At 64.6% G+C, this 21,309-nt stretch carries 21 protein-coding genes and 5 tRNA genes; 22 read left to right on the top strand and 4 right to left on the bottom strand.

The window, feature by feature from the left end; genetic code table 11:
- The first annotated feature begins 104 nt into the window (after window positions 1–104).
- The 7 genes from clpX (at window position 105) to ACD584_RS09060 (ending at window position 6,995) form a co-directional block, all read left to right on the top strand.
- Window positions 105–1,391 (top strand): ATP-dependent Clp protease ATP-binding subunit ClpX, encoded by a 1,287-nt coding sequence (gene clpX / locus ACD584_RS09090; RefSeq protein WP_011036185.1) that lies wholly within the window; start codon window positions 105–107, stop codon window positions 1,389–1,391.
- 144 nt (window positions 1,392–1,535) lie between these two features.
- Window positions 1,536–4,007: an endopeptidase La gene (lon, locus tag ACD584_RS09085; RefSeq protein WP_076036290.1), complete on the top strand. Its 2,472-nt coding sequence runs from the start codon at window positions 1,536–1,538 to the stop codon at window positions 4,005–4,007.
- Between the two features lie 214 nt (window positions 4,008–4,221).
- Entirely contained in the window at window positions 4,222–4,494 is a 273-nt protein-coding gene (locus tag ACD584_RS09080; RefSeq protein ID WP_002806049.1) for an HU family DNA-binding protein, read from the top strand.
- 11 nt (window positions 4,495–4,505) lie between these two features.
- A tRNA-Val gene (locus ACD584_RS09075) sits at window positions 4,506–4,580 on the top strand.
- 29 nt (window positions 4,581–4,609) lie between these two features.
- Window positions 4,610–4,686: transfer RNA gene (locus tag ACD584_RS09070), tRNA-Asp, on the top strand.
- Window positions 4,687–4,782: 96 nt separating this feature from the next.
- Window positions 4,783–4,859, top strand: a tRNA-Asp gene (locus tag ACD584_RS09065).
- Between the two features lie 165 nt (window positions 4,860–5,024).
- Window positions 5,025–6,995 (top strand): peptidyl-prolyl cis-trans isomerase, encoded by a 1,971-nt coding sequence (locus ACD584_RS09060; protein ID WP_076036289.1) that lies wholly within the window; start codon window positions 5,025–5,027, stop codon window positions 6,993–6,995.
- A gap of 1,504 nt (window positions 6,996–8,499) precedes the next feature.
- On the opposite strand, the gene ACD584_RS09055 is transcribed toward ACD584_RS09060, so the two are convergent.
- Both ACD584_RS09055 and gloB read right to left on the bottom strand, forming a co-directional pair.
- Window positions 8,500–9,666: a lytic transglycosylase domain-containing protein gene (locus tag ACD584_RS09055; RefSeq protein WP_076036288.1), complete on the bottom strand. Its 1,167-nt coding sequence runs from the start codon at window positions 9,664–9,666 to the stop codon at window positions 8,500–8,502.
- A complete protein-coding gene (gene gloB / locus ACD584_RS09050) occupies window positions 9,663–10,430 on the bottom strand; it encodes a hydroxyacylglutathione hydrolase (protein ID WP_076036287.1) in 768 nt (255 codons plus the stop codon). The genes ACD584_RS09055 and gloB overlap by 4 nt, the downstream gene beginning before the upstream one ends.
- A 12-nt stretch (window positions 10,431–10,442) precedes the next feature.
- On the opposite strand from gloB, the gene ACD584_RS09045 reads away from it, so the two are divergent.
- From ACD584_RS09045 to dnaQ, 3 genes are read left to right on the top strand one after another with little or no spacing between them, the layout of a single operon-like run.
- A complete protein-coding gene (locus ACD584_RS09045) occupies window positions 10,443–11,099 on the top strand; it encodes a hypothetical protein (RefSeq protein WP_042595024.1) in 657 nt (218 codons plus the stop codon).
- 24 nt (window positions 11,100–11,123) lie between these two features.
- A complete protein-coding gene (rnhA, locus tag ACD584_RS09040) occupies window positions 11,124–11,576 on the top strand; it encodes a ribonuclease HI (RefSeq protein ID WP_011036192.1) in 453 nt (150 codons plus the stop codon).
- Window positions 11,577–11,584: 8 nt separating this feature from the next.
- Window positions 11,585–12,322, top strand: coding sequence for a DNA polymerase III subunit epsilon (gene dnaQ, locus ACD584_RS09035; protein WP_076036286.1), 738 nt, complete (start codon window positions 11,585–11,587; stop codon window positions 12,320–12,322).
- 31 nt (window positions 12,323–12,353) lie between these two features.
- Here the strand turns inward: dnaQ and ACD584_RS09030 are convergent, their stop codons facing one another.
- Window positions 12,354–13,058, bottom strand: a complete 705-nt coding sequence (locus tag ACD584_RS09030; protein WP_014506874.1) for a PP2C family serine/threonine-protein phosphatase — start codon at window positions 13,056–13,058, stop codon at window positions 12,354–12,356.
- Between the two features lie 197 nt (window positions 13,059–13,255).
- Here ACD584_RS09030 and ACD584_RS09025 point away from each other — a divergent pair.
- Window positions 13,256–13,346, top strand: a tRNA-Ser gene (locus tag ACD584_RS09025).
- 151 nt (window positions 13,347–13,497) lie between these two features.
- Window positions 13,498–13,902, top strand: coding sequence for a DUF6165 family protein (locus tag ACD584_RS09020; RefSeq protein ID WP_011036195.1), 405 nt, complete (start codon window positions 13,498–13,500; stop codon window positions 13,900–13,902).
- Between the two features lie 52 nt (window positions 13,903–13,954).
- On the opposite strand, the gene ACD584_RS09015 is transcribed toward ACD584_RS09020, so the two are convergent.
- Complete coding sequence (locus tag ACD584_RS09015) at window positions 13,955–15,001, bottom strand: glycosyltransferase family 9 protein (protein WP_076036285.1); 1,047 nt, start codon at window positions 14,999–15,001, stop codon at window positions 13,955–13,957.
- 20 nt (window positions 15,002–15,021) lie between these two features.
- Between ACD584_RS09015 and ACD584_RS09010 the strand changes: the two genes are divergently transcribed.
- The 10 genes from ACD584_RS09010 to ACD584_RS08965 form a co-directional block, all read left to right on the top strand.
- On the top strand, window positions 15,022–15,771 hold the full coding sequence (locus tag ACD584_RS09010; protein WP_076036284.1) for a 3-deoxy-D-manno-octulosonic acid kinase: 750 nt from the start codon (window positions 15,022–15,024) through the stop codon (window positions 15,769–15,771).
- On the top strand, window positions 15,771–16,523 hold the full coding sequence (locus ACD584_RS09005) for an MBL fold metallo-hydrolase (RefSeq protein WP_076036283.1): 753 nt from the start codon (window positions 15,771–15,773) through the stop codon (window positions 16,521–16,523). Before ACD584_RS09010 ends, ACD584_RS09005 begins: the two co-directional genes overlap by 1 nt.
- Window positions 16,523–17,554, top strand: a complete 1,032-nt coding sequence (gene moaA, locus ACD584_RS09000; RefSeq protein WP_175611566.1) for a GTP 3',8-cyclase MoaA — start codon at window positions 16,523–16,525, stop codon at window positions 17,552–17,554. Before ACD584_RS09005 ends, moaA begins: the two co-directional genes overlap by 1 nt.
- Window positions 17,551–17,931, top strand: coding sequence for a DUF4440 domain-containing protein (locus tag ACD584_RS08995; protein WP_175611565.1), 381 nt, complete (start codon window positions 17,551–17,553; stop codon window positions 17,929–17,931). Before moaA ends, ACD584_RS08995 begins: the two co-directional genes overlap by 4 nt.
- A gap of 24 nt (window positions 17,932–17,955) precedes the next feature.
- Window positions 17,956–18,453 (top strand): cyclic pyranopterin monophosphate synthase MoaC, encoded by a 498-nt coding sequence (gene moaC, locus ACD584_RS08990; RefSeq protein ID WP_076036282.1) that lies wholly within the window; start codon window positions 17,956–17,958, stop codon window positions 18,451–18,453.
- Window positions 18,450–18,695, top strand: a complete 246-nt coding sequence (locus ACD584_RS08985) for a MoaD/ThiS family protein (RefSeq protein ID WP_012439072.1) — start codon at window positions 18,450–18,452, stop codon at window positions 18,693–18,695. The genes moaC and ACD584_RS08985 overlap by 4 nt, the downstream gene beginning before the upstream one ends.
- Before the next feature lie 2 nt (window positions 18,696–18,697).
- Complete coding sequence (locus ACD584_RS08980) at window positions 18,698–19,135, top strand: molybdenum cofactor biosynthesis protein MoaE (RefSeq protein ID WP_011036203.1); 438 nt, start codon at window positions 18,698–18,700, stop codon at window positions 19,133–19,135.
- A 201-nt stretch (window positions 19,136–19,336) separates the two neighbouring features.
- Window positions 19,337–19,429, top strand: a tRNA-Ser gene (locus ACD584_RS08975).
- Window positions 19,430–19,514: 85 nt separating this feature from the next.
- Window positions 19,515–21,005, top strand: a complete 1,491-nt coding sequence (locus ACD584_RS08970) for a site-specific integrase (RefSeq protein WP_175611564.1) — start codon at window positions 19,515–19,517, stop codon at window positions 21,003–21,005.
- Window positions 21,006–21,060: 55 nt separating this feature from the next.
- Window positions 21,061–21,309, top strand: a 249-nt coding sequence (locus ACD584_RS08965; protein ID WP_372357281.1) for a GTP-binding protein, incomplete at its 3' end; no start/stop codon positions are given.

Genomic DNA, 21,309 nt, shown 5'->3' with positions numbered 1-21,309 from the left:
TGGAAAAACTGGCAGGGTCGGGCTGGACGAATGTCCTCCCGACCCTGTGCTATTCTCGAAATCGAACCCCCGTGCATCGGGTGGGGTAACTGGGTAACAGAAGCATGAGCGAAGACCGCCAAGGTCGTTCCGGCGACAGCAACAAGATTCTCTACTGCTCGTTCTGCGGTAAGAGTCAGCATGAGGTCCGCAAGCTGATTGCCGGTCCCAGCGTATTCATTTGCGATGAGTGCGTGGAGCTGTGCAACGACATCATTCGCGAGGAACTCGAAGAGAAGGCGCAGTCGGCACGTTCCAGCCTGCCCAAGCCGCGCGAGATCCTTGAGGTGCTGGACCAGTACGTGATCGGTCAGCTGCGCGCCAAGCGCACGCTCGCGGTTGCGGTGTACAACCACTACAAGCGGATCGAGAGCCGGAGCAAGAACGACGAGGTCGAACTTGCCAAGTCCAACATCCTGCTGGTCGGCCCGACCGGATCGGGCAAGACGCTGCTGGCCGAAACGCTGGCGCGCCTGCTCAATGTGCCGTTCACGATTGCCGATGCCACCACGCTGACCGAGGCCGGCTATGTCGGCGAGGACGTGGAAAACATCATCCAGAAGCTGCTGCAGAAGTGCGACTACGACGTCGAGAAAGCGCAGCAGGGCATCGTCTACATCGACGAAATCGACAAGATTTCGCGCAAGAGCGAAAACCCGTCGATCACCCGCGACGTGTCTGGCGAAGGCGTGCAGCAGGCATTGCTGAAGCTGATCGAGGGCACGGTGGCTTCGGTGCCGCCGCAGGGTGGGCGTAAGCATCCGCAGCAGGAATTCCTGCAGGTCGATACCAAGAACATCCTGTTCATCTGTGGCGGCGCGTTTGCCGGGCTGGACAAGGTGATCCAGGCGCGTTCCAACGATGCCGGTGGGATTGGCTTCGGCGCCAAGGTCAAGAGCAGCGAGCGCAAGCAGGAAGTCGGCAAGATCCTGGCCGAAGTCGAGCCGGAAGACCTGATCAAGTTCGGCTTGATCCCCGAGTTCGTCGGCCGCCTGCCGGTGGTCGCCACGCTCGAGGAACTCGATGAGCCGGCGCTGATCAAGATCCTGACCGAGCCGAAGAACGCCATCACCAAGCAGTTCAAGAAGCTGTTCGAGATGGAAAGCGTGGAGCTGGAGTTCCGCCCAGACGCACTGTCGGCGATCGCCAAGAAGGCGCTCAAGCGCAAGACCGGCGCACGTGGCCTGCGCACCATCGTGGAATCGGTGCTGCTGGACACGATGTACGAGCTGCCGTCACAGGAAAACGTGAGCAAGGTGGTGGTGGACGAATCGGTGATCGAACACAAGTCCGAGCCGTATCTGATCTACCAGGCACAGCCGGCACCGGCCAAGGCCGCGTCCGGCGACTGATGCCTCGCGGCGATGCCGACAGGCCGTGGCCTCGCTGGCGGCGAAAGGGTTTCCGACCGCTACTTGCAACACCTCGCCGATGGCCCCATAACGGGGCCATCGGCTTTTTTTACGCCCCAATTCCTCGATCCCGCGGAGCGCCCCATGGCCCAGTCCCAACCAGAAATTCTCGATCTGCCAGTGTTGCCGCTGCGCGACGTGGTGGTGTTTCCGCACATGGTGATTCCGCTGTTCGTCGGCCGTGACAAGTCGATGCGCGCGCTGGAAAAAGCCATGGAGGCGGACAAGCGCATCCTGCTGGTTGCGCAGAAGTCGGCCGAGACCGACGACCCGGCAGCGGGCGACCTGTACACGGTCGGCACGCTCGCCCAGGTGCTGCAACTGCTCAAGCTGCCCGATGGCACGATCAAGGTGCTGGTCGAAGGGCTGTCGCGCGTCACCGTCGACAAGGTGGCGGAGCAGGATGGCGCCTTGCAGGGCCGCGGCACCGAAGTGGAAGCCAGCGATGCACGCGAGCCGCGTGAGCTGGAGGCGATTGCGCGTTCGCTGATGTCGCTGTTTGAACAGTACGTCAAGACCAACCGCAAGCTGCCGCCGGAATTGCTGCAGACCCTGGCCGGCATCGATGAGCCCGGACGTCTGGCCGACACCATCGCCGCGCACATCGGCGTGCGTTTGGCAGATAAGCAACGCCTGCTCGAAATCACCGAGATCGGCGACCGGCTTGAATTGCTGGTTGGCCTGGTCGATGGCGAGATCGACGTGCAGCAGCTGGAAAAGCGCATCCGCGGCCGTGTCAAGTCGCAGATGGAAAAGAGCCAGCGCGAGTACTACCTCAACGAACAGATGAAGGCGATCCAGAAGGAACTGGGCGACCTGGACGACGCGCCCGGCGAACTGGAAGAACTGGCCCGCAAGATCGCCGAGGCCGGCATGCCCAAGCCGGTCGAGACCAAGGCCAAGGCCGAACTCAACAAGCTCAAGCAGATGTCGCCGATGTCTGCCGAAGCTGCGGTCGTGCGCAACTATCTGGATTGGTTGCTCGGCGTGCCGTGGAAGAAGCGCACCAAGGTTCGCAAGGATCTCAAGGTTGCGCAGGACACCCTGGATGCCGATCACTACGGTCTGGACAAGGTCAAGGAACGCATCCTTGAGTACTTGGCCGTGCAGTCGCGCGTGAAGCAGATGAAGGGCCCGATCCTGTGCCTGGTCGGCCCGCCGGGTGTGGGTAAGACGTCGCTGGGTCAGTCGATCGCCAAGGCGACCAACCGCAAGTTCGTGCGCATGAGCCTCGGCGGCGTGCGCGACGAGGCCGAGATCCGTGGCCATCGCCGGACCTATGTCGGTTCGATGCCGGGCCGCCTGGTGCAGAACCTCAACAAGGTCGGCAGCAAGAATCCGCTGTTCCTGCTGGATGAGATCGACAAGATGTCGATGGACTTCCGTGGCGACCCGTCGTCGGCGTTGCTGGAAGTGCTCGACCCCGAGCAGAACCACACCTTCAACGACCACTATCTTGAAGTGGATCTGGACCTGTCGGAGGTGATGTTCGTTGCCACCTCCAACTCGCTCAATATCCCCGGCCCGCTGCTGGACCGCATGGAAGTGATACGCATCCCCGGCTATACCGAGGATGAAAAGCTCAATATCGCCATGCGCTATCTGGTGCCCAAGCAGCTCAAGGCCAACGGCTTGAAGCCGGGAGAGATCGAGATCGGCAGCGATGCCATCCAGGACGTGGTGCGTTACTACACGCGTGAGTCGGGCGTGCGTAACCTCGAGCGCGAAGTGGCCAAGATCTGCCGCAAGGTGGTCAAGGAAATCGCATTGGCCGGCCCGCAGCCGGCGGCCAAGAAGGCGGTCGCAAAGAAGGCCAAGCCCAAGGCGCTGGTGACAGTGACCTCCAAGAACCTGGACAAGTATCTGGGCGTGCGTCGCTTCGATTTCGGCCGTGCAGAAGAGGAGAACGAGATTGGCTTGGTGACGGGCCTGGCATGGACCGAGGTCGGCGGCGAACTGCTGCAGATCGAATCCACGCTGGTGCCGGGCAAGGGCAACCTGATCCTTACCGGTCAGCTGGGCAACGTGATGAAGGAGTCGGCATCGGCGGCCTTGTCGGTGGTGCGCTCGCGTGCCGAGCGGCTGGGCATCGATGTGGATTTCCTGCAGAAGCAGGACGTGCACGTGCATGTGCCCGACGGTGCCACGCCAAAGGATGGCCCCAGTGCAGGTATCGCGATGGTGACCTCGCTGGTGTCGATCCTGACCAAGGTGCCCATCCGTGCGGACGTGGCGATGACCGGTGAAATCACCTTGCGCGGCCGCGTCTCTGCGATCGGCGGTTTGAAGGAGAAATTGCTGGCAGCATTGCGCGGCGGTATCCGTACCGTGTTGATCCCCGATGAGAACCGCAAGGACCTGGCGGACATCCCGGCCAACGTCACGCGCGATCTGGAAATTGTGCCGGTGAAGTGGATCGACGAAGTGCTGGATCTGGCCCTGGAGCGCCCGTTGGCGCCGAAGAAAGCTGGCAAGGAAAAAGCACGCAAGACCGCCTCGCGTGTAGCGGTGCGCGGCAAGTCGCGTACCACACCGGGCACCCGCGTCAAGCATTAAAGTGCGCTGTTTAAACCCAGGCAAAACAGGCCAAAACCCGCGTCGTTATTGGGTTTTGGCTTGCGCGCGCTTGGGTGCGCTGGTATAAATGCACGACTCGTGGGCGCGGCAAAATGTGATGCGTCACGCGATACCACTTGTGTCGGGTTCTTCGCTAACGGCAAGAGCGCCGATTGTCGATTCCGCGGCATCTGCCGCAAAGGGAGTTTCAAGAATGAATAAAACCGAATTGATCGATGGCGTTGCCGCTGCTGCTGACATCTCCAAGGCTGAAGCCGGCCGTGCTGTCGACGCGGTTGTGAGCGAAATCACCAAGGCGCTGAAGAAGGGCGACGCTGTCACCCTCGTTGGCTTCGGCACCTTCCAGGTCCGCGAGCGCGCTGAGCGTACCGGCCGCAATCCGAAGACGGGCGACAGCATCAAGATCGCTGCTTCGAAGAATCCTGCATTCAAGGCTGGCAAAGCCCTGAAGGATGCAGTAAACTAATCGACTCGCTAGGGTGCTTAGCTCAGCGGTAGAGCGTCTCCCTTACACGGAGAGGGTCGGGGGTTCGAAACCCTCAGCACCCACCAGATAAGCACCAAGCAAAAGTTTCAAGCGCGGAGCGGTAGTTCAGCTGGTTAGAATGCTGGCCTGTCACGCCGGAGGTCGCGGGTTCGAGTCCCGTCCGCTCCGCCAGTTACACCGAAGCCCCTGAGCGATTGGGGGCTTCGTTTTCTCCACAGCATTTGCATTGCGCGGATGCCGTGGAGAAAAGACGTCCAAGTTTAAAGCGGAGCGGTAGTTCAGCTGGTTAGAATGCTGGCCTGTCACGCCGGAGGTCGCGGGTTCGAGTCCCGTCCGCTCCGCCAGTTTTTCCAAGCCCTCGGCCTTGTGTCGAGGGCTTTTTTTTGGCCGAGGTCACTGCGTTCCGTTGGCAACCGGACAAGCGGCTGGCGCTACGGTGGTGTTGGGCTGGGTGCCCGGCTGCGAAGCGCGTTACACTGCGCGGCTCGCCCACAGGCCGTGATTTGCCAATGCTGCAGAAACTTCGCGACAAGACGTCAGGCTGGATCGCTACCGCCATCCTGGGGTTGCTGATGATTCCGTTCCTGTTCGTCATCGACAACAGCTACCTTGGCGGCATTGGCGCCAACAACGTGGCCAAGGTGCAGGCGCCCCCGACGTGGTGGAAGTCCGCACCTTCATGGTGGCCGGTCTCGCTGCTGTGGCAGCACCATGAGATCAGCACGCAGGATTTCCGTGCGCGCTTCGAACAGGCGCGTATGCAGGAACGTCAGCGCCAGGGCGAGAATTTCGACCCGCGTCAGTTCGAATCGCGCGAGAACAAACTGCAGGTGCTCGATCAGCTGGTCGACGAGCAGGTCGTGCGTTTGGGTGCGGAAGATGCGGGAATCGTGATCGGTGATGCCACCGTGCGCGATTACATCGCCAATATTGCGGCCTTCCAGATCGATGGCAAGTTCAGCCCCGACCAATACCGCGCAGCGCTTGCGCAGGGCACCCCGCCGCGCACGCCTGCGCAGTTCGACGCGTTGGTGCGCGATAGCTTGCAGCAGTCGGTGATTCCGCAGGCGGTGGCCGAATCTGGCTTTGCGACCAAGAGTGAATTCGAGCGCCTGCTCACCTTGATGGGCGAGACGCGCGATGTCGAGTTGGCGATGCTGCCGGAGCCGACCGCCGATACCACGCCGGTCAGCGATGCACAGATCAAGCAGTGGTACGACGGGCATACGCAGGATTTCCGCCAGCCGGAAACTGTGACGATCGAATACGTCGAGCTCAATGCAGCTACCTTGCCGCCCGCCACCGCGGCCGACGAAGCAACGCTGCGTAAACGCTATGAAGAAGAGAAGGCACGGTTTGTCGATCCGGATCAGCGTCTGGCATCGCACATCCTGATCAGTGCCGGCAGCGATGCCGCTGCGCAGAAGGCCGCCGAAGAAAAAGCGGCCAAGCTGGCTGCCCAGGCCAAGCAGCCGGGCGCGGACTTTGCTGCGCTGGCCAAGGCCAATTCGCAGGACCCGGGTTCCAAGGACGCCGGTGGCGATCTGGGCTGGGTCGAGAAGGGTACGATGGTCAAGCCGTTCGAAGACGCGCTGTTCGCGATGAAGGCAGGCGATGTGGTCGGCCCGATCAAGACCGAGTTTGGCTACCACGTAATTCAGTTGCGTGAGGTCAAGGGCGGGCAGGGCAAGTCCTTCGAGCAGGTGCGTGACCAATTGGCTGCCGAGCAGCTCAAGGCCGACGCCGACAAGGCGTTTGCCGACCTGAGCGGCAAGCTCGTCGACCAGGTCTACAAGAATCCCACCGCGCTGGAGCCGGCGGCCAAGCAGGTCGGCCTGCCGGTGCAGACGCTGGGTCCGTTCTCGCGCGCTGATGCCAGCGGCATTGCCGCCAACCCGGCGGTGCTGCGCTCGGCGTTCTCCGAAACGCTGGTGCAGGACGGTACGGTAAGCGACCCGATCACCATCGCACCCAATCACAGCGTGGTGTTGCGGGTGGCCAACCACACCGCCGAACAGGCACTGCCGCTGGACAAGGTGCGCGAGAAGGTGATTGCCGCAGTGCATGCGGACCGCACCAAGAAATCTGCGGTGGCTGCGGCCGACGCGCTGCTGGCGCGTGTACAGAAGGGTGAAACCCTGCAATCGCTGGCGGCGGCCGAAAAGCTGCAGGTCACGCCGATTCCGGGGCTGCCGCGCACCGCGCCAGTGCCGACGCCCGCCGCCAATCGGGCGATCTTCAGCGCCCCACGCCCGACCGAAGGCAAGCCGTCGGTTGGCAAGGTTGAGCTCACTGGCGGCCGGTATGCGGTGTTCGTGGTGAGCAAGTCGACCCCGGGTGATCTCAAGCAGATGCCGGCCGAGCAGCAGACCATGCTGCGCGAGCAGCTGAGCCAGATCGACGGCGGCAATGCGGCGCAGGCCTACGTCAAGGAAATGCGCAAGCGCTACAAGATCCAGATCGAAGAAGCGCAGCTGTAAGCGTTCTGACATCGCTGAACTGGAGAAGCCCGGCATGACCGGGCTTTTTTTTGGCCGAGATACGGACCCACTGTGGCTTGGTGGTCTGTTGCTTGGTGAGCGCGCGAGGGTTTTGGACAGGGGTGTGGGCAGGCGCGCGTGGTGCGACCGTGCGCTGTAGCGATCTGCTGGAGGTGGTAATGAGCAAGCGTGCAGAAGCTGCTCGATTGGTCTCAACTCCTGGTGCGCTAGGCGGAGCACCGGAGCCCGCTTGTGTGCCAACGGGTGACCGCGATTGTGGCGGACCAGCGTCGCCGAACTGTCGCTAGCCCTGTGCGCGGTGTACAGACGAAATGAGTTCTTCAGTAATGCGTGGGTCTAGCCTGACGATGGAGTGGCGCAAAGCACCGCTTGGCGATTCACCTGCGTAGTGGCCACGACCGTTGTTTAATGTGCATCCGCCGAGTACGCGAAGTGGAGAGCAGCCACACGTGATTGCTGACTCCGGGCGACAGATGCTCGTGCTCAAACAAACCGGCTGATCGGATATATCTGCAAAGGCTCACATGACGTGTGTGATTCTCGCTGTTGCTGTTGCTGTTGCTGTTGCTGTTGCTGTTGCTGTTGCTGTCGCTGTAGATCTGGTTTTGCATGCATTTGCTCTGCTAATCGACGCCGATCTGCCGCCGCTACACCACAGGCTCTGCTCCGGCCTTGCCGTTCGCTCTTGCTCCTGCTTCACCCAGTCGCCTTAAAGCAAGCCGAGCACCGCAGCCATGCGCGGCCGAAGAGGCGCCCTGTCTGAGCGTAGCGAGTTTGGGCGCCGTGCCGCGTGTGGCGAGGAGCACAGGGTACCGGTGCAGCTTCATTGCACCGGATTGCGTCGGCGACAGCGGTTTTGGTTCCTTTTGCGAAGACAAAAGGAACTCGCGGCGCAGGCGCGAAAGCTCTGCACTTGCCTGCTTCACGCTTCGCACTCCTGCTGCAGTGGAGGGTGCCCAACCGCTCGTCACCACTCAAAAGTACAGACGCCGAAATCTCGTCCGCCTCCTGTGCCTCTCCCGGGAAGGAGCTGGATGCGTGCATGAGCGGAGCGAGTTAGACGCGCACGCCGCGTACAGCGCGCCAGCGTAGCGTCACTGTGTCGACGTGCGTCGGCGAAAGCAGCTTTGGTGGCTGCTACCTAGACAAAGAGCTTCGCGACGCATGAGCGAAAACCTAGCACTTGGTGTGCTCCGTGCTTTGTTCCCCATGTGCTGGGGTGGGCGACCCAGGCCGAGCGTCACGCCCCAGCCAGGGTGAGCAACTTTGCACGCATCGGCCCTTCGGCCGCGTTCTCCCGACGACCGATCACTGCTCAGGAAAGCTCGGCCGCAGGCAATGAGTTGTTCAAGGACAGCAGGGCCGCGCAAAGCGACTTTATCGACGCAGGCTCTGAAATGCGATGCCCGAAGTGCTGCAGCTATGCAGCCGCGCGGTGCACGCCGAGCAATGACGACGAGTCACCGCAAGCGCGGCTGATGGCTCAGGGCGAATCTTCGAACGACAGCACCATGCCCGGCTTCAACACCGCGCGCTTGTCCAGGCCATTGCTGGCAAGCAGCGTGGTGACCGTGATTCCGTAGCGCTTGGCGATGGCCCACGCGGACTCGCCATTACGCACGGTGTGCGTGCGTGCGCTGTTGCGCTTGGAGGTCTGGACGCTGGCCACCGCAGTGGTGGCACTGCCGTCATCCGTATCTGCAAGGGCGGCGCGATCGGCCAGGGCGACAACGGCGCCAGCGGACCCCGGTTGTGCCGGCGCGATGGGCGCCAGCACATGCACGCCGCGGGGCGCTGCACGGGCGCTGGCCACTGCCGGATTGAGGCGGGCAAGCAGTTGCGGTTCCAGGGCGCGCTGCCCAGCCCAGGTTGTGAGGCTGGTGCCGGCCGGCAATGCATGCTCGGTCAGCACCGGTACCGGGCGATCCAGCGACGTCATCAAGGTCCCTTGCTCCTGCGCATGGTCAAGCACGCACGCCAACGCGTGCAGCTTTTCCACGTATTCGTAGGTGACCTTGGACATGCCCGGCAACTCGGCCGGCCGGGCGTTCTGCGCATTCATGCCAGCGCTGCGCATGGCCTGCAAAACTCGGTATTCGCCAGCGTTGTAGGCCATGAGCGCCAGTCGCCAGTCGCCGCCGAACATGCCGTACAGGGTTTTGAGATAGCGCACTGCCGCGGTGGTGGAATCCACCGCCGACAGGCGGCCGTCGTACTGGGCGCTGACCGGCACGTGGTGATTGCGCGCGGTAGTGGCGATGAACTGCCACAGGCCTGCCGGGCCGCTGCCGTTGCGTGCGCCGGGCCGGTAGCCGCTTTCCACGAAGGGAATCAGCGCGAATTCGGTAGGCATGTCGGCTTCGCGCAGCTGGTCGACCACGTAGCCGAACAGCGGGAGGACGTCCTGCCCATCATCGGCCAGGCGGGCCGGAGCACGGGAGAAGTGCTGCTCCCAACGCCGATCGCTGTGCTCGGTATCGCAGCCCGGGTCGGCGCGTCCCTCCAGGAAGGAGGCAAAGATGTCCCGGCCATTGCGTACGGCCGGTGCTGGGCTACTGACGGTGGCGGAGGTGCTTGACTCGCTGGCGGAGCCGGCGACCGGTGCGGCGGCCGACAGCGCGGCCAACACACCCAGAAGCAGGCGCCTCATGCGCGAAATACGTCTTTCCAGCGCCGAAGTTCGGCAAATACGTCTACATCGCTCGTTATCGAAATACTTGCGTGCGCGGCGACCGCGGCGCGAATTTCGGGAGTATGCAGACGCAGGAACGGATTGGTGGCCAGTTCACTCTTGAGCGAAATCGGCAGGGTAGGACGGGCTGCATGACGCATTGCCTGGGCTTCCTGTTGACGGCGCTGCAAGGCAGCGTTGGTGGGATCGACGTGCAGCGCGAAGGCCGCATTGGCCAAGGTGTACTCGTGGCCGCAACACACAAGCGTCTCGCCTGGCAGGGAGGCCAGCCGCTGCAGGGCGTCGAACATCTGTGGGGGCGTACCTTCGAACATCCGCCCACAGCCTAGGCTGAACAGGGTATCACCACTGAACAGGTGCCCGTCACCCACATAGGCGACATGGCTGCGGGTGTGGCCGGGGACTTCCAGCACCGCAAAGCCGATGCCCAGGGCCGTCACTGTGTCGCCGTGGGCGACGTGGCGGGTGGCCGCTGGCATGCGTTCGTCGTCCGGCCCGTACAGTTCCAGCGCCGGAAAATGCTGCTGCAGCTCCGCCACTCCGCCGATATGGTCGGCATGGTGGTGGGTCAGCAGGGCGGCCACCGGAGTGAATACCTCGCGCTGCGCGGCCTCCAGCACCGGCGCTGCCTGGCCAGGGTCGACGATCACTGCACGGCCATCATCGGCGACCAGCGCCCAGATGTAGTTGTCGTCGAATGCGGGCAGGGCGGTGAGTCGCATAGAATTGGGACCATGCCTGCCGCGCCGTTCTCCCGTCAAGCTGGTGTCTCATCCTGGTTTGAAACGGGTGGAGGCCGCAGCCTGCTCCAGCTGGAGCGCCAATTGGCGCTCGCGGCGCTGCAGACGCGCCCGTCGCAGCCTTGGCTGTGGGTCACTCCGACCACCGATCTGCCACCGCGCGACGCCCTGCAGGGGCGTGGCTTGCGGCTGTATCGCAGCGGTAGCCGCTTTGGCGGCGATGCGCGCTGTGCGCTGCCGTTCCCGCTGCCGGCCGAGAGCCTGCAGGCCATCGTGGTGCAGCATGCGGTGGTCAACGGCGCGGCGGAGTTCCTGGCCGAATGCGAGCGGGTGCTGATGCCGGGCGGGCGGCTGTGGTTGTTCACGCTCAATCCGCTGAGCCCGTACCGGTTCCGCTGGGCGCGTCGTGGCCCGGTGGCGCTGCGCCCGGATCGGTGGCGGCTGCTGGCGCAGCGGGCCGGGCTGCAATGCGTGGACAAAGAGCGGTATCTGGGGCCGATCTGGGGCCCCGGCCGCGGCTCCACCGATCCGAGCCGTGCGCCCTGGCGTGCGGTGTATCTCCTCGAAGTGGAAAAGCGTGCCGCAGCGCCGATCGGTCCGACGCCGATCGCCCTGCCGTCGCGTTGGCCGCAGCCTGTGGCCACGATCTGACATCGCAATCCAAATTAGGTCCTGATGAAATCCATTGAAGTCCATACCGACGGCTCCTGCCTCGGCAATCCCGGGCCGGGCGGCTGGGCCGCCTTGCTGCGCTACAACGGTCGCGAGAAGGAATTGGCGGGCGGCGAAGCCAATTCCACCAACAACCGCATGGAGCTGATGGCGGCGATCATGGCGCTGGAAACGCTCACCGAGCCGTGCCAGATCCTGCTGCATACCGATTCGCAATACGTCCGCCAGGGCATCACTGAGTGGATGCCTGGCTGGGTGCGGCGCGGCTGGAAGACCTCCGGCGGCGACCCGGTCAAGAACCGCGAGCTGTGGGAGCGGCTGCACGCGGCCACCCAGCGCCACAGCATCGAATGGCGCTGGGTGAAAGGCCACAATGGCGACCCGGACAACGAGCGCGTCGACGTGCTTGCCCGCAATCAGGCCATCGCCCAGCGCGGTGGCCTCGCAACATCGTAAGAGGACGCATGCGTCAGATCATTCTCGATACCGAAACCACCGGCCTGGAATGGCGCAAGGGCAACCGCGTCGTCGAAATCGGCGCGGTGGAACTGCTGGAGCGCCGCCCGAGCGGCAACAACTTCCATCGCTATCTGCGGCCGGACTGCGATTTCGAGCCCGGCGCGCAGGAAGTCACCGGGCTGACCCTGGAATTTCTGGCGGACAAGCCGGTGTTTGCTGAAGTGGTGGAGGAGTTTCTGGCCTACATCGACGGCGCCGAACTGATCATCCACAACGCCGCGTTCGACCTGGGTTTCCTGGACAACGAACTGTCGCTGCTGGGCGATCAGTTTGGCCGCATCGTCGACCGCGCCACCGTGGTCGATACCCTGATGATGGCACGCGAGCGTTATCCCGGTCAGCGCAACTCGCTGGACGCGTTGTGCAAACGGCTGCGCGTGGACAACTCGCACCGGCAGTTGCATGGCGCCTTGCTCGATGCGCAGATCCTGGCCGATGTCTACATCGCGCTGACCTCCGGGCAGGAAGAGATCGGCTTCGGCGCGATGGATGCCGGCCAGAACGCCGAAGGCGGTGAGGGCATGATCGCGTTTGATCCGTCGCTGTTGCTGCCGCGCCCACGCGTGGTGGTAACGCCCTCCGAGCTGCAGGCACACGAGGCGCGTCTGGAGCGGCTGCGCAAGAAGGCCGGGCGTGCGCTGTGGGATGCGCCGGAGTTGGAAGAGGTCGCGGTCGCCAGCTAAGGCGACGCTGAAGGACGCGCTGCCCGCGCAGTCAGTGACTACGCACCAGGATGGCGGTGATGTTGTCCGAGCCGCCGCCATCGAGTGCGGCGGCGACCAGGCATTCCACGCATTCCTGGGCACTGCAATCGGCCTGCGACAGCGTTGCGGCGATCGCGGTGTCGTCCACTTCTTCGGTCAACCCATCGCTGCATAACAGCAGCTGCATGCCCGACTTGAGCTCGCCCTGCATGGTGGCGACATTGAGATGGGCCGGGTCGGTGACGCCGAGCGCCTGGGTGACGACATTGCGATGCGGATGCGCGCGCGCCTGCTCGCTGGTCAATGTGCCCTGGGCGATCAGTTCCTGCACATAACTGTGGTCCTGGCTCAGTTGCGCCAACCGGCCGTCACGCCACAGGTAGGCGCGGCTGTCGCCCACCCAGGCCACTTCGAAACGCTGCCCGAGCACGCGTGCGGCCACCACGGTGGTGCCCATCGGCAGGGTGTCGTTGCAGCGGCGCGAGGTCTTGATGATTTCCTCGTCGGCGATGCGCACTGCCTGGGCCAGCGGTGTACCGGCACGCACTTCGCGCACGATGGTTTCGCGCGCCAACGCACTGGCCACCTCGCCGCAGGCATGGCCGCCCATGCCGTCTGCCACCAGCCACAGCCCCAGCTCGCTGTCGCCGTAGTACGTATCCTCGTTGAGGTCACGGCGCAGGCCCACGTGGGTGAGGTGTCCGAATTCGAGCATGGTGCGGGGTCGCCAGGATGAGAGGTGCCGCACCATCATCGCGGCCCCGCAGGCGGCGGGCAACCGATGGGGCGCAATGGCCGCGGCGGATGTTCACGCCGGCCCCGGCACTGCGGTCTCGGCGGCAAGCCGCGCCCGCTTGTGGCAAACCGCGTGTGCCCGTATGATGCACGGCCCCGGGACACCGGGGACCATCTGGAGAGGTGGCAGAGCGGTTGAATGTACCTGACTCGAAATCAGGCAGGCGTTTATAGCGCCTCGGGGGTTCGAATCCCCCCCTCTCCGCCAGATTGTGGTGACGCGTTGTGCCAGTACCGTTTTGGTTCGTGCGCATTCCGCGTCATCGCTGCATCAGCCCCCGCAAGGGGGCTTTTTGTTTTCGGGTCGCAGCCCGCCGGCGCGATGCCTACAATTGCCGATTCTTCGTTGGAGGTCTGTCATGTCCGAGATCCTGGTGCCGGTGTCCTTTGGTGAGCTGCTCGACAAGATCGCGATTCTGCAGATCAAGTCCGAGCGCATGCAGGACGCGGCCAAGTTGGCCAACGTGCGCAATGAGCTGTCGGCGCTGGAAACCAGCTGGATGGCGCATCCGGCCGCCGGCCACGACATCGTTCGCCTGCGCGCGGAGCTGAAAGCGGTCAACGAGCGGTTGTGGGTGATCGAGGACGACATTCGCCTCAAGGAACAGGCGCAGTCCTTCGACGATGCCTTCGTGCAGCTGGCGCGCAGTGTCTATATCGAGAACGACGAGCGCGCGCGCATCAAGAAGGAGATCAACCTGGCGTTGGGTTCTTCGTACGTGGAAGAGAAGTCCTACCAGGACTACCGTGCCAGCGGCGCCTGATGCGGGCTGATCGTCGGCGCGTGTTTCAGGTGCGCTGACGCTGATCAATAGCTCAGTGGTGATCTGCGCGATAGCGCTCGAACGCGGCGATGGCATCGTCGACGCTGATCAAGGTCATGACGTCGTCGAACTCGATCTTGGTGCCCCACTTGAGCTGCGCGGCCGGCTTGCCCAGGTGCTTGCGTGCGGCAGCGTCGTAGCGATCCACGCAATAGCGCACATCCGAATACGGGCCGCTGCGTCGCGGGTTGCTGGCGGCATGCAGGCCGAGCACTTTGGTACCCATCGCGTTGGCGATATGCATCGGCCCCGAATCCGGTGTGACCACCAGCGCGGCGCGGGCGAGCAGGGCGGGCAGCTGCTTGAGTGTGTCCTTGCCGACCAGATCCAGTACCGGCGTGCGCGCCGCCGCGATGATGGCGTCGGCAGTGCTGCGCTCCAGCTCGCTACGGCCGCCGCACAGCACCACCCGCCAGCCCTGCGTGGCAGCATGGTCGGCCAGCGCAGCGTGCCGGTCCGGGTACCAGTTGCGCCGGACGTGGCTGGAACATGGCGAGATCATCAACACCGGGCGCCCATCGTCTTGCCATTGCGCCTGTGCCCACGCGTGTGCGTCGGCGGGCACCGGCAGGTTCCAGCGCACCTCGGTCTGGCGCAGGCCCAGTGGTTCGGCGAAGCTGCCGATGGCGTCCAGCACATGGATGCCCGGGCGGTCGGCGATGCGCTCGTTGACGAACAGGCCGTGCAGGTCCTTCGAGCGGCTGCGGTCGTAGCCGATGCGCCGGCGCGCCGGCACGAACGCCGACAGCGCGTTGGCACGAAACGCGACCTGCATCTGCAGCAAGGCATCGAAGTGGCCATGCGCGGCCAGCGCCTGGCGCAACGCGCGCATGCCGGCCAAGCCGCTGCGTTTGTCGTAGGCATGGAAGTGCACACCGGGCAGGCCGTCGAGCAGTTTCAGCCCGGCCTTGTCGATGATCCAGTGCAGCTGCGCCTGCGGAAAGCCCGCCTGCAAGGTGTGCACCAGCGGCACCACGTGGGTGACGTCGCCCAGGGCGGACAGGCGCAGCAGGCATAACGAAGCAGGCGTAGAAGCCATGGTGTTGTTAGACTCGATGGATGGTTTCTTTCGACGCCACTGAAGCGCTGACGCCGTACCGCGAAGGCCGCGGGTACGGCGCCATTCTGTTCGACCGCGAACGGCTGCGGCAAGCCGATGCCGGGCTGTTCTCGCCACAGCGCTGGGGCGACAGGGCGCGTCCGGTGGACGAGGGCGGGCGCGGTGGCGCGTGGTTCGTGGATGCCCCGTTTGGCCACAGCGTGCTGCGCCAATACCGGCGCGGCGGCATGGCCGCACGCGTGAGCCGCGACCAATATCTCTGGAAAGGCGCCGGGCGCACGCGCAGCTTTGCCGAATTCCGGCTGATGCGTGAGCTGCTCAAGCGCAAGCTGCCGGTGCCGCGCCCGTTGGCGGCCTGCTATCTGCGCGAAGGTCTGGGCTACCGCGCTGCGTTGTTGATGGAGCGGCTGGAGAACGTGCGGTCGCTGGCCGACCATGCACAGGTGGCCGGCCGCGGCGCGCCGTGGGAAGACACCGGGCGGCTGATCGCGCGCTTCCACCGCGCCGGCCTGGATCACGCCGATCTCAATGCGCACAACATCCTGTTCGATGCCGGCGGGCATGGCTGGCTGATCGATTTCGACCGCGGCGTGCTGCGTATTCCGGCCACTCGCTGGCGCGAGCGCAACCTGGCCCGCCTGCATCGCTCGCTGCTGAAGCTGCGCGGCAACCGCACCCGCGAAGACGTGGACAAGGACTACGAGCGCCTGCGCCGCGCCTACGAGCTGGCCTGGGGCCGGGGCTACTGATGGAGTGGGCATTGCGGGTGCAGGGGGTCGGCAATGCGTCGGCCGTGGCGCTGGGGTCGCCGATGGCCACGCTGGAGCGTGGCGGTGCGCCGTGGCTGACCATCGACTGCGGCAGCGAAGGGCTCACCAGCTATCAGGCCCATTACGGCCAGATGCCACAGGCGGTCTTCATCACCCACGTGCATCTGGACCACGTGGGCGGGCTGGAGCGCTTGTTCGTGGACAGCTATTTCTCCGAACGCCGCGGCCGCACCCGCCTGTACGTGCCGGCGCCGGTGGTGCCGCTGCTGCAGCGACGGCTGGCCGACTACCCGAACGTGCTGGCCGAGGGCGGTGCAAACTTCTGGGATGCATTTCAGCTGGTGCCGGTGGGCGAGGCGTTCTGGCACGACGGTGTGCGCCTGGAAGTGTTCCCGGTGCGCCACCACTGGCCGGAGACCGCCTACGGGCTGCGCCTGCAGGGTGCGTTGGTCTGGACCGGCGACACCCGGCCGATCCCGGAGATGCTGGCGCGCTATGCCGATGACAGCGAGCTCATCGCGCATGACTGCGGCGTTCACGGCAACCCGTCGCATACTGGTGTGGATGACCTGGAGCGGGAATACCCGCAGGACCTGTTGAGCCGCATGTGGCTGTATCACTACGCCAGCAACGCCGACGGCGACGTGCTGCGGGCACGCGGCCATCGCGTGGCTGTGCCTGGCCAGGTGCTTGAGTTGGCAACACCCTCTGCCGCCATGGCGCCACGCTGATGGGTGCCCTGATGCTGCGCGACCTGAGCGCCGCACCGATGCAGGACCGCTACGGCCGGCCGCTGCGCGACCTGCGCTTGTCGGTGATCGAGGCCTGCAATTTTCGCTGTGGCTACTGCATGCCCGCCGACCGCGTGCCGGACGATTACGGGCTGGACGCCGACCAGCGGCTGAGCTTTGACCAGTTGGAAACCCTGGTGCGCGCCTTCGTGGCGGTGGGCGTGACCAAGCTGCGCCTGACCGGCGGCGAGCCGTTGTTGCGCAAGAACCTGCCGGTGCTGATCCAGCGCCTGGCGGCGATCGAGGGCATCGAGGATCTGGCGCTCACCACCAATGGGGCGCTGCTGGCGCGCCAGGCCGTGGCCCTGCGCCAGGCCGGGCTGCGCCGCATCACCGTGAGCATGGATGCGCTGGAGCCTGCGCTGTTCCGCCAGATGAGCGGCGGGCGTGGCGAGATCGACCAGGTGCTGGCCGGCATCGCCGCGGCCGAGCAGGCCGGATTTGATCGCCTGAAGATCAATTGCGTGGTGCAGCGCGACGTCAACGAAGACCAGGTGCTGCCGTTGGTCGAGCACTTCCGTGGCACCGGGCATGTGTTGCGTTTCATTGAATTCATGGATGTGGGCAGCTGCAATGGCTGGCGGCCCGAGGCGGTGGTGACCTCCGCGCAGTTGCGCGACCGGATCCATGCGCGGTGGCCGTTGGCGCCGCTGGATGCCAACTACACCGGCGAAGTGGCGCAGCGGCACGCATTTGCCGACGGGCTGGGCGAGGTGGGCTTTGTCAGTTCGGTCAGCGTGCCGTTTTGCGGCGATTGCCAGCGTGCGCGCGTCTCTGCCGATGGGCACCTGTACACCTGCCTGTTTGCCAGCCAGGGGCATGACCTCAAGCCGGCACTGGCCGAGGGCGAGCAGGGCCTGGCCACGCATCTGCGCCAGCGCTGGAGCGTGCGTGCGGACCGCTACAGCGAAGTGCGCGCGTCCACCTCCCGGCGTCGCAAGCCGGTCGAGATGTTCCTGATCGGCGGGTGAGCACCGCTGCGCTGCTGACGCAGTTGCGCGACTTGGAGCTGCGTCTGCTCGATCCACAGGTGCGTGGCGCGGCGGCCGAACTGGAGACGTTGCTGGATCCGGCGTTCGTCGAGTTTGGTGCGTCGGGCCGGTGCTACACACGCGAGGAGGTCATCGCCGCGTTGACCACCAGTGCGGTGGTTGCCGATTACGTGACCGACGACTTCAGCTGCGTGCTGCTGGCCCCACAGCTTGCGCAGCTGCGCTATCGCACCCGCGTACACGCCGACGGCGTGGTGCGGTGTGCTCTGCGCAGTTCGCTATGGCGCCTGGATGGTGCGCGCTGGCGGATGCTGTTTCATCAAGCCACCCCGTTCACCGACAATCCCGCATCCTGACGTTCTGTTCCCGTGCCGTTTCCCATGCCAGCAAAGACCACTTCCGCACGTCTCACCCACCTGGACGACGCCGGGCTGCCCACCATGGTGGACGTCTCGGACAAGCAGGTCACCGCACGCAGTGCCACCGCGGAGAGCCGGGTGCACTTTCCTGCTGCCGTGGCAGCGCAACTGCGCGCCAACGGCTTGCGCAGCGCCAAGGGCGGCATCGTGGAGACGGCGGTGATCGCCGGCACCATGGCGGTCAAGCGCACACACGAGCTGATTCCGTTCTGCCATCCGCTGCCCATCGATGGCTGCCGCTTCGAGATCGATTGGGCGGGCGCGCAGGTGCTGCAGATCGTCTGCACGGTGCGCTGCGTACACCGCACGGGCGTGGAGATGGAATCACTGACCGGTGCCAGCGTGGCGGCGTTGACGGTCTACGACATGTGCAAGGCGCTCTCGCACAGCATGCGGATCGGCCCAACCAAATTGTTGTCCAAACGCGGCGGCAAGCGCGATATCGGAGCTGCGCGATGAGCGCCACCATCACCGTGTTGTATTTCGCCAGCTTGCGCGAGGCTGCCGGCATTGCCAGCGAGCAAGTGCACTCGGATGCAGCCGATTTGCGCGGCGTGTATGCGGAGCTGGATGCGCGGCACGGGCTGCGCTGGACGCCGGCGCAATTACGCGTGGCGGTGGACGGCGCATTCGCGCGCTGGGACGACCCGCTGCGCGATGGCAGCGAAGTGGTCTTCATTCCGCCGGTCTCTGGAGGTTGAGCATGCATGAGCAGATCAGGCCGAGCTTCGCGCTGTCGGACGCGCCCCTGCAGGTGGAAGCGTTGCGGCAGGCGCTGGAGCACCCGCGCGCTGGTGCGTTTGCGAGCTTCGAGGGTTGGGTGCGCAACCATAACGATGGCCGCAGCGTTGCCGGGCTGCGCTACGAAGCCTATGCCGCGCTCGCACAGGCCGAAGGGCAGCGTGTGCTCGACGAGGCGATGACGCGGTTCTCCATCCTGCAGGCGCAGTGCGTGCATCGCGTGGGCGAGCTGGGCATCGGCGAAATGGCGGTGTGGGTTGGCGTCAGCGCGGCGCACCGTGGCGCCGCATTCGAGGCGTGCCGCTTCATCATCGACGAGGTCAAGGCGCGCGTGCCGATCTGGAAGCACGAGCACTACCTGGAAGGCGATGCCGGCTGGCTGCATCCGGAGTCGCAGTAAGGCAATGCCTCACCTGCGGTGCATTTGCCAGGCGAGCGCGGCTGGTGTTCGAAATCGACAGGCGCCCGCACGGGTCGGTTCCTCTGCGGCGCCGCAATTCTGTCGCGCCCTCTGCGGGCCGCGCCAAGACTCACCTTGTTAAAGCCGCGCGCGGCAGCTAGAATTCCGCTTCTGTCGACGGCCAGGCCGCCCGACAGGCACGGAGAGGTGTCCGAGTGGTTGAAGGAGCACGCCTGGAAAGTGTGTAAGCGTCTAAACCGCGCTTCGGGGGTTCGAATCCCCCTCTCTCCGCCAGAATACGCAAGCCCCTGAGAGATCAGGGGTTTTTTGTTAGCGTAAAAACTGGCTGCAGCTGCGCAAGTCGGAACACACGACGCCCATGCGCATTCCTCATCATCTCGTTCGAGCCCCCTCCGGACTTTGGTCCTATCGCCAGCGTGTCCCGGTCGATTTGCAGCCCATCGTGGGTCGGCAGACCTTCAAACGCACCCTGCACACTTACGACATGCGCGAGGCAAGACTGCGCGCTCTGACCCTGGCCGCCCGCTATGCTCAGGTCTTCATTGTGTTGAGGGACCGACGCATGCAAAGCCAAGACGACGACCTGGACGCGCTTCTGGCGCGCCTGACCGGCACCCAACGCCCGCAGGAGCTGACCTTGAATCGGACGCGCTCGGCGGACGGGTCGATCACTGAGCAATGGCAGATCGACACCCCAGAGGACGTCACGCTCTTCCAGCAACTGATGGCGCTCACAGCCCCGCAGCCCAGCGCGCTGGGGGAGCTGATTCAACAGCATGTGCCGCCTCTCCCCACGCCGAGGCTGGTAACCAAACCCTCCCTCGAATCAATAACGCTCGGGAAGGCCCGAGACGCCTGGCTGAACAGCCTCAAGGGCAGCACCCTGCCCAAGACCTGGACCATCAAGCGGACCGCTGTCGAACTGCTGACCAGCTTCTTGGGCGAGAAGACCAAGCTACACACGATTACCCGCTCGGACCTGGCGCGTTGGTATCAGGACATGCGCGACAAAGGCGCCTCTACACCCACGCTCACCAACAAGCAGTCCTACATCGGTGGAAAGGGCGGCTTCTTCGAGTGGGCCCAAGCCTCTGGCCACTACCCTCGGGGCGACAACCCCGCGTCCGGGCACGTGAGCTATTCGACCCGGGAAAAGCGCGCTCGGCGGAAGTTCGGGTTCAAGGCTTACGACGCCCACCAAGTCCAAGCGCTGTTTGCCCCGGCTGCTTTTGAGGCGCTGCCCCTGGCCGCGCGGTGGGCTTCCCTCATTGGCTTGTATACCGGCGCCCGCGCTTCGGAGGTCGGCCAGCTGCTGACTGCCGACGTAGTGGAAGAGGGCGGTATCCCTTGCTTCCAGATTTCGGACGAGGGCGAGCATCAGAAGGTGAAGACGGACAAGAGCTTGAGGACCGTGCCGATTCACCCCGACCTCCTCGCCCTGGGCTTCCTGACCTGGGTGGAGCAGGCGCGCGCCGAGGGACAGGAGCGCCTGTTCCCGGCGGCCAAGGCCGACGCCAAGAACGGCCAAGGGAACTGGATCTCCAAGGCCTTCAGCCGGCACCTGGCCGAGGTGGGCAAGAACTGGCCCACGGCCAAGCGAGGCTTTCACTCGCTGCGCAAAACCCTGATCCAGGAGTTGCAAGGCGCCGGCGTGGTGTCCGAGCTCCGGGCTCAGTTGGTCGGCCACGAGTTGGACGACGAACACCACGTCACCTACAGCCGGGACTTCACCGCCAGCGAGAAGCTTGATGGGTTACGGGGCGTGTCGCCGGGCCTTTCGGTGCTCAATTACGAGCTTAGCCTGGACACCATTCGCTCTTTGTTGGACGAGTCGCTCTCCAAAAAATAGGGAAAAAACTAAAGTCCCCGCCGACCGATAACTGCCAACGTGCGATCCTTGTGTAATGTCGCTTCTTATCGAACAAGCCCGCTACCACCTGTCCGCCCACAACGCCCGGCAATTGCCCGACGATGGCGGTTACGAGGTCGCCTTCGCCGGCCGCTCCAACGCCGGAAAATCCAGCGCACTCAATGCGTTGACCCGCCAGAACGCACTGGCGCGCGTGTCCAAGACGCCCGGCCGCACCCAGCAGCTGGTGTTCTTCCAGATCCAGCCCGAGCGCTATCTGGTGGACCTGCCCGGCTACGGCTAC

The organism is Xanthomonas sp. NCPPB 2922 (assembly GCF_041520885.1).
Taxonomy (GTDB): domain Bacteria; phylum Pseudomonadota; class Gammaproteobacteria; order Xanthomonadales; family Xanthomonadaceae; genus Xanthomonas; species Xanthomonas campestris.
Note: the sequence above shows the minus strand (reverse complement) of the source record. Positions and strands in the feature narration are given on the sequence as shown.

Bases quoted from the DNA above. Each gene is read 5' to 3' on its own strand.
- ACD584_RS09060 (WP_076036289.1), top strand. From the start codon at position 5,025: ATGCTGCAGAAACTTCGCGACAAGACGTCAGGCTGGATCGCTACCGCC.
- lon (WP_076036290.1), top strand. From the start codon at position 1,536: ATGGCCCAGTCCCAACCAGAAATTCTCGATCTGCCAGTGTTGCCGCTG.
- ACD584_RS09045 (WP_042595024.1), top strand. From the start codon at position 10,443: ATGCCTGCCGCGCCGTTCTCCCGTCAAGCTGGTGTCTCATCCTGGTTT.
- ACD584_RS09010 (WP_076036284.1), top strand. From the start codon at position 15,022: ATGGTTTCTTTCGACGCCACTGAAGCGCTGACGCCGTACCGCGAAGGC.
- ACD584_RS09030 (WP_014506874.1), bottom strand. From the start codon at position 13,058: ATGCTCGAATTCGGACACCTCACCCACGTGGGCCTGCGCCGTGACCTC.
- rnhA (WP_011036192.1), top strand. From the start codon at position 11,124: ATGAAATCCATTGAAGTCCATACCGACGGCTCCTGCCTCGGCAATCCC.
- ACD584_RS09055 (WP_076036288.1), bottom strand. From the start codon at position 9,666: ATGAGGCGCCTGCTTCTGGGTGTGTTGGCCGCGCTGTCGGCCGCCGCA.
- ACD584_RS09015 (WP_076036285.1), bottom strand. From the start codon at position 15,001: ATGGCTTCTACGCCTGCTTCGTTATGCCTGCTGCGCCTGTCCGCCCTG.
- dnaQ (WP_076036286.1), top strand. From the start codon at position 11,585: ATGCGTCAGATCATTCTCGATACCGAAACCACCGGCCTGGAATGGCGC.
- ACD584_RS08985 (WP_012439072.1), top strand. From the start codon at position 18,450: ATGAGCGCCACCATCACCGTGTTGTATTTCGCCAGCTTGCGCGAGGCT.
- moaA (WP_175611566.1), top strand. From the start codon at position 16,523: ATGGGTGCCCTGATGCTGCGCGACCTGAGCGCCGCACCGATGCAGGAC.
- ACD584_RS08970 (WP_175611564.1), top strand. From the start codon at position 19,515: ATGCGCATTCCTCATCATCTCGTTCGAGCCCCCTCCGGACTTTGGTCC.
- clpX (WP_011036185.1), top strand. From the start codon at position 105: ATGAGCGAAGACCGCCAAGGTCGTTCCGGCGACAGCAACAAGATTCTC.
- ACD584_RS09020 (WP_011036195.1), top strand. From the start codon at position 13,498: ATGTCCGAGATCCTGGTGCCGGTGTCCTTTGGTGAGCTGCTCGACAAG.
- ACD584_RS09080 (WP_002806049.1), top strand. From the start codon at position 4,222: ATGAATAAAACCGAATTGATCGATGGCGTTGCCGCTGCTGCTGACATC.
- moaC (WP_076036282.1), top strand. From the start codon at position 17,956: ATGCCAGCAAAGACCACTTCCGCACGTCTCACCCACCTGGACGACGCC.
- ACD584_RS09005 (WP_076036283.1), top strand. From the start codon at position 15,771: ATGGAGTGGGCATTGCGGGTGCAGGGGGTCGGCAATGCGTCGGCCGTG.
- ACD584_RS08980 (WP_011036203.1), top strand. From the start codon at position 18,698: ATGCATGAGCAGATCAGGCCGAGCTTCGCGCTGTCGGACGCGCCCCTG.
- gloB (WP_076036287.1), bottom strand. From the start codon at position 10,430: ATGCGACTCACCGCCCTGCCCGCATTCGACGACAACTACATCTGGGCG.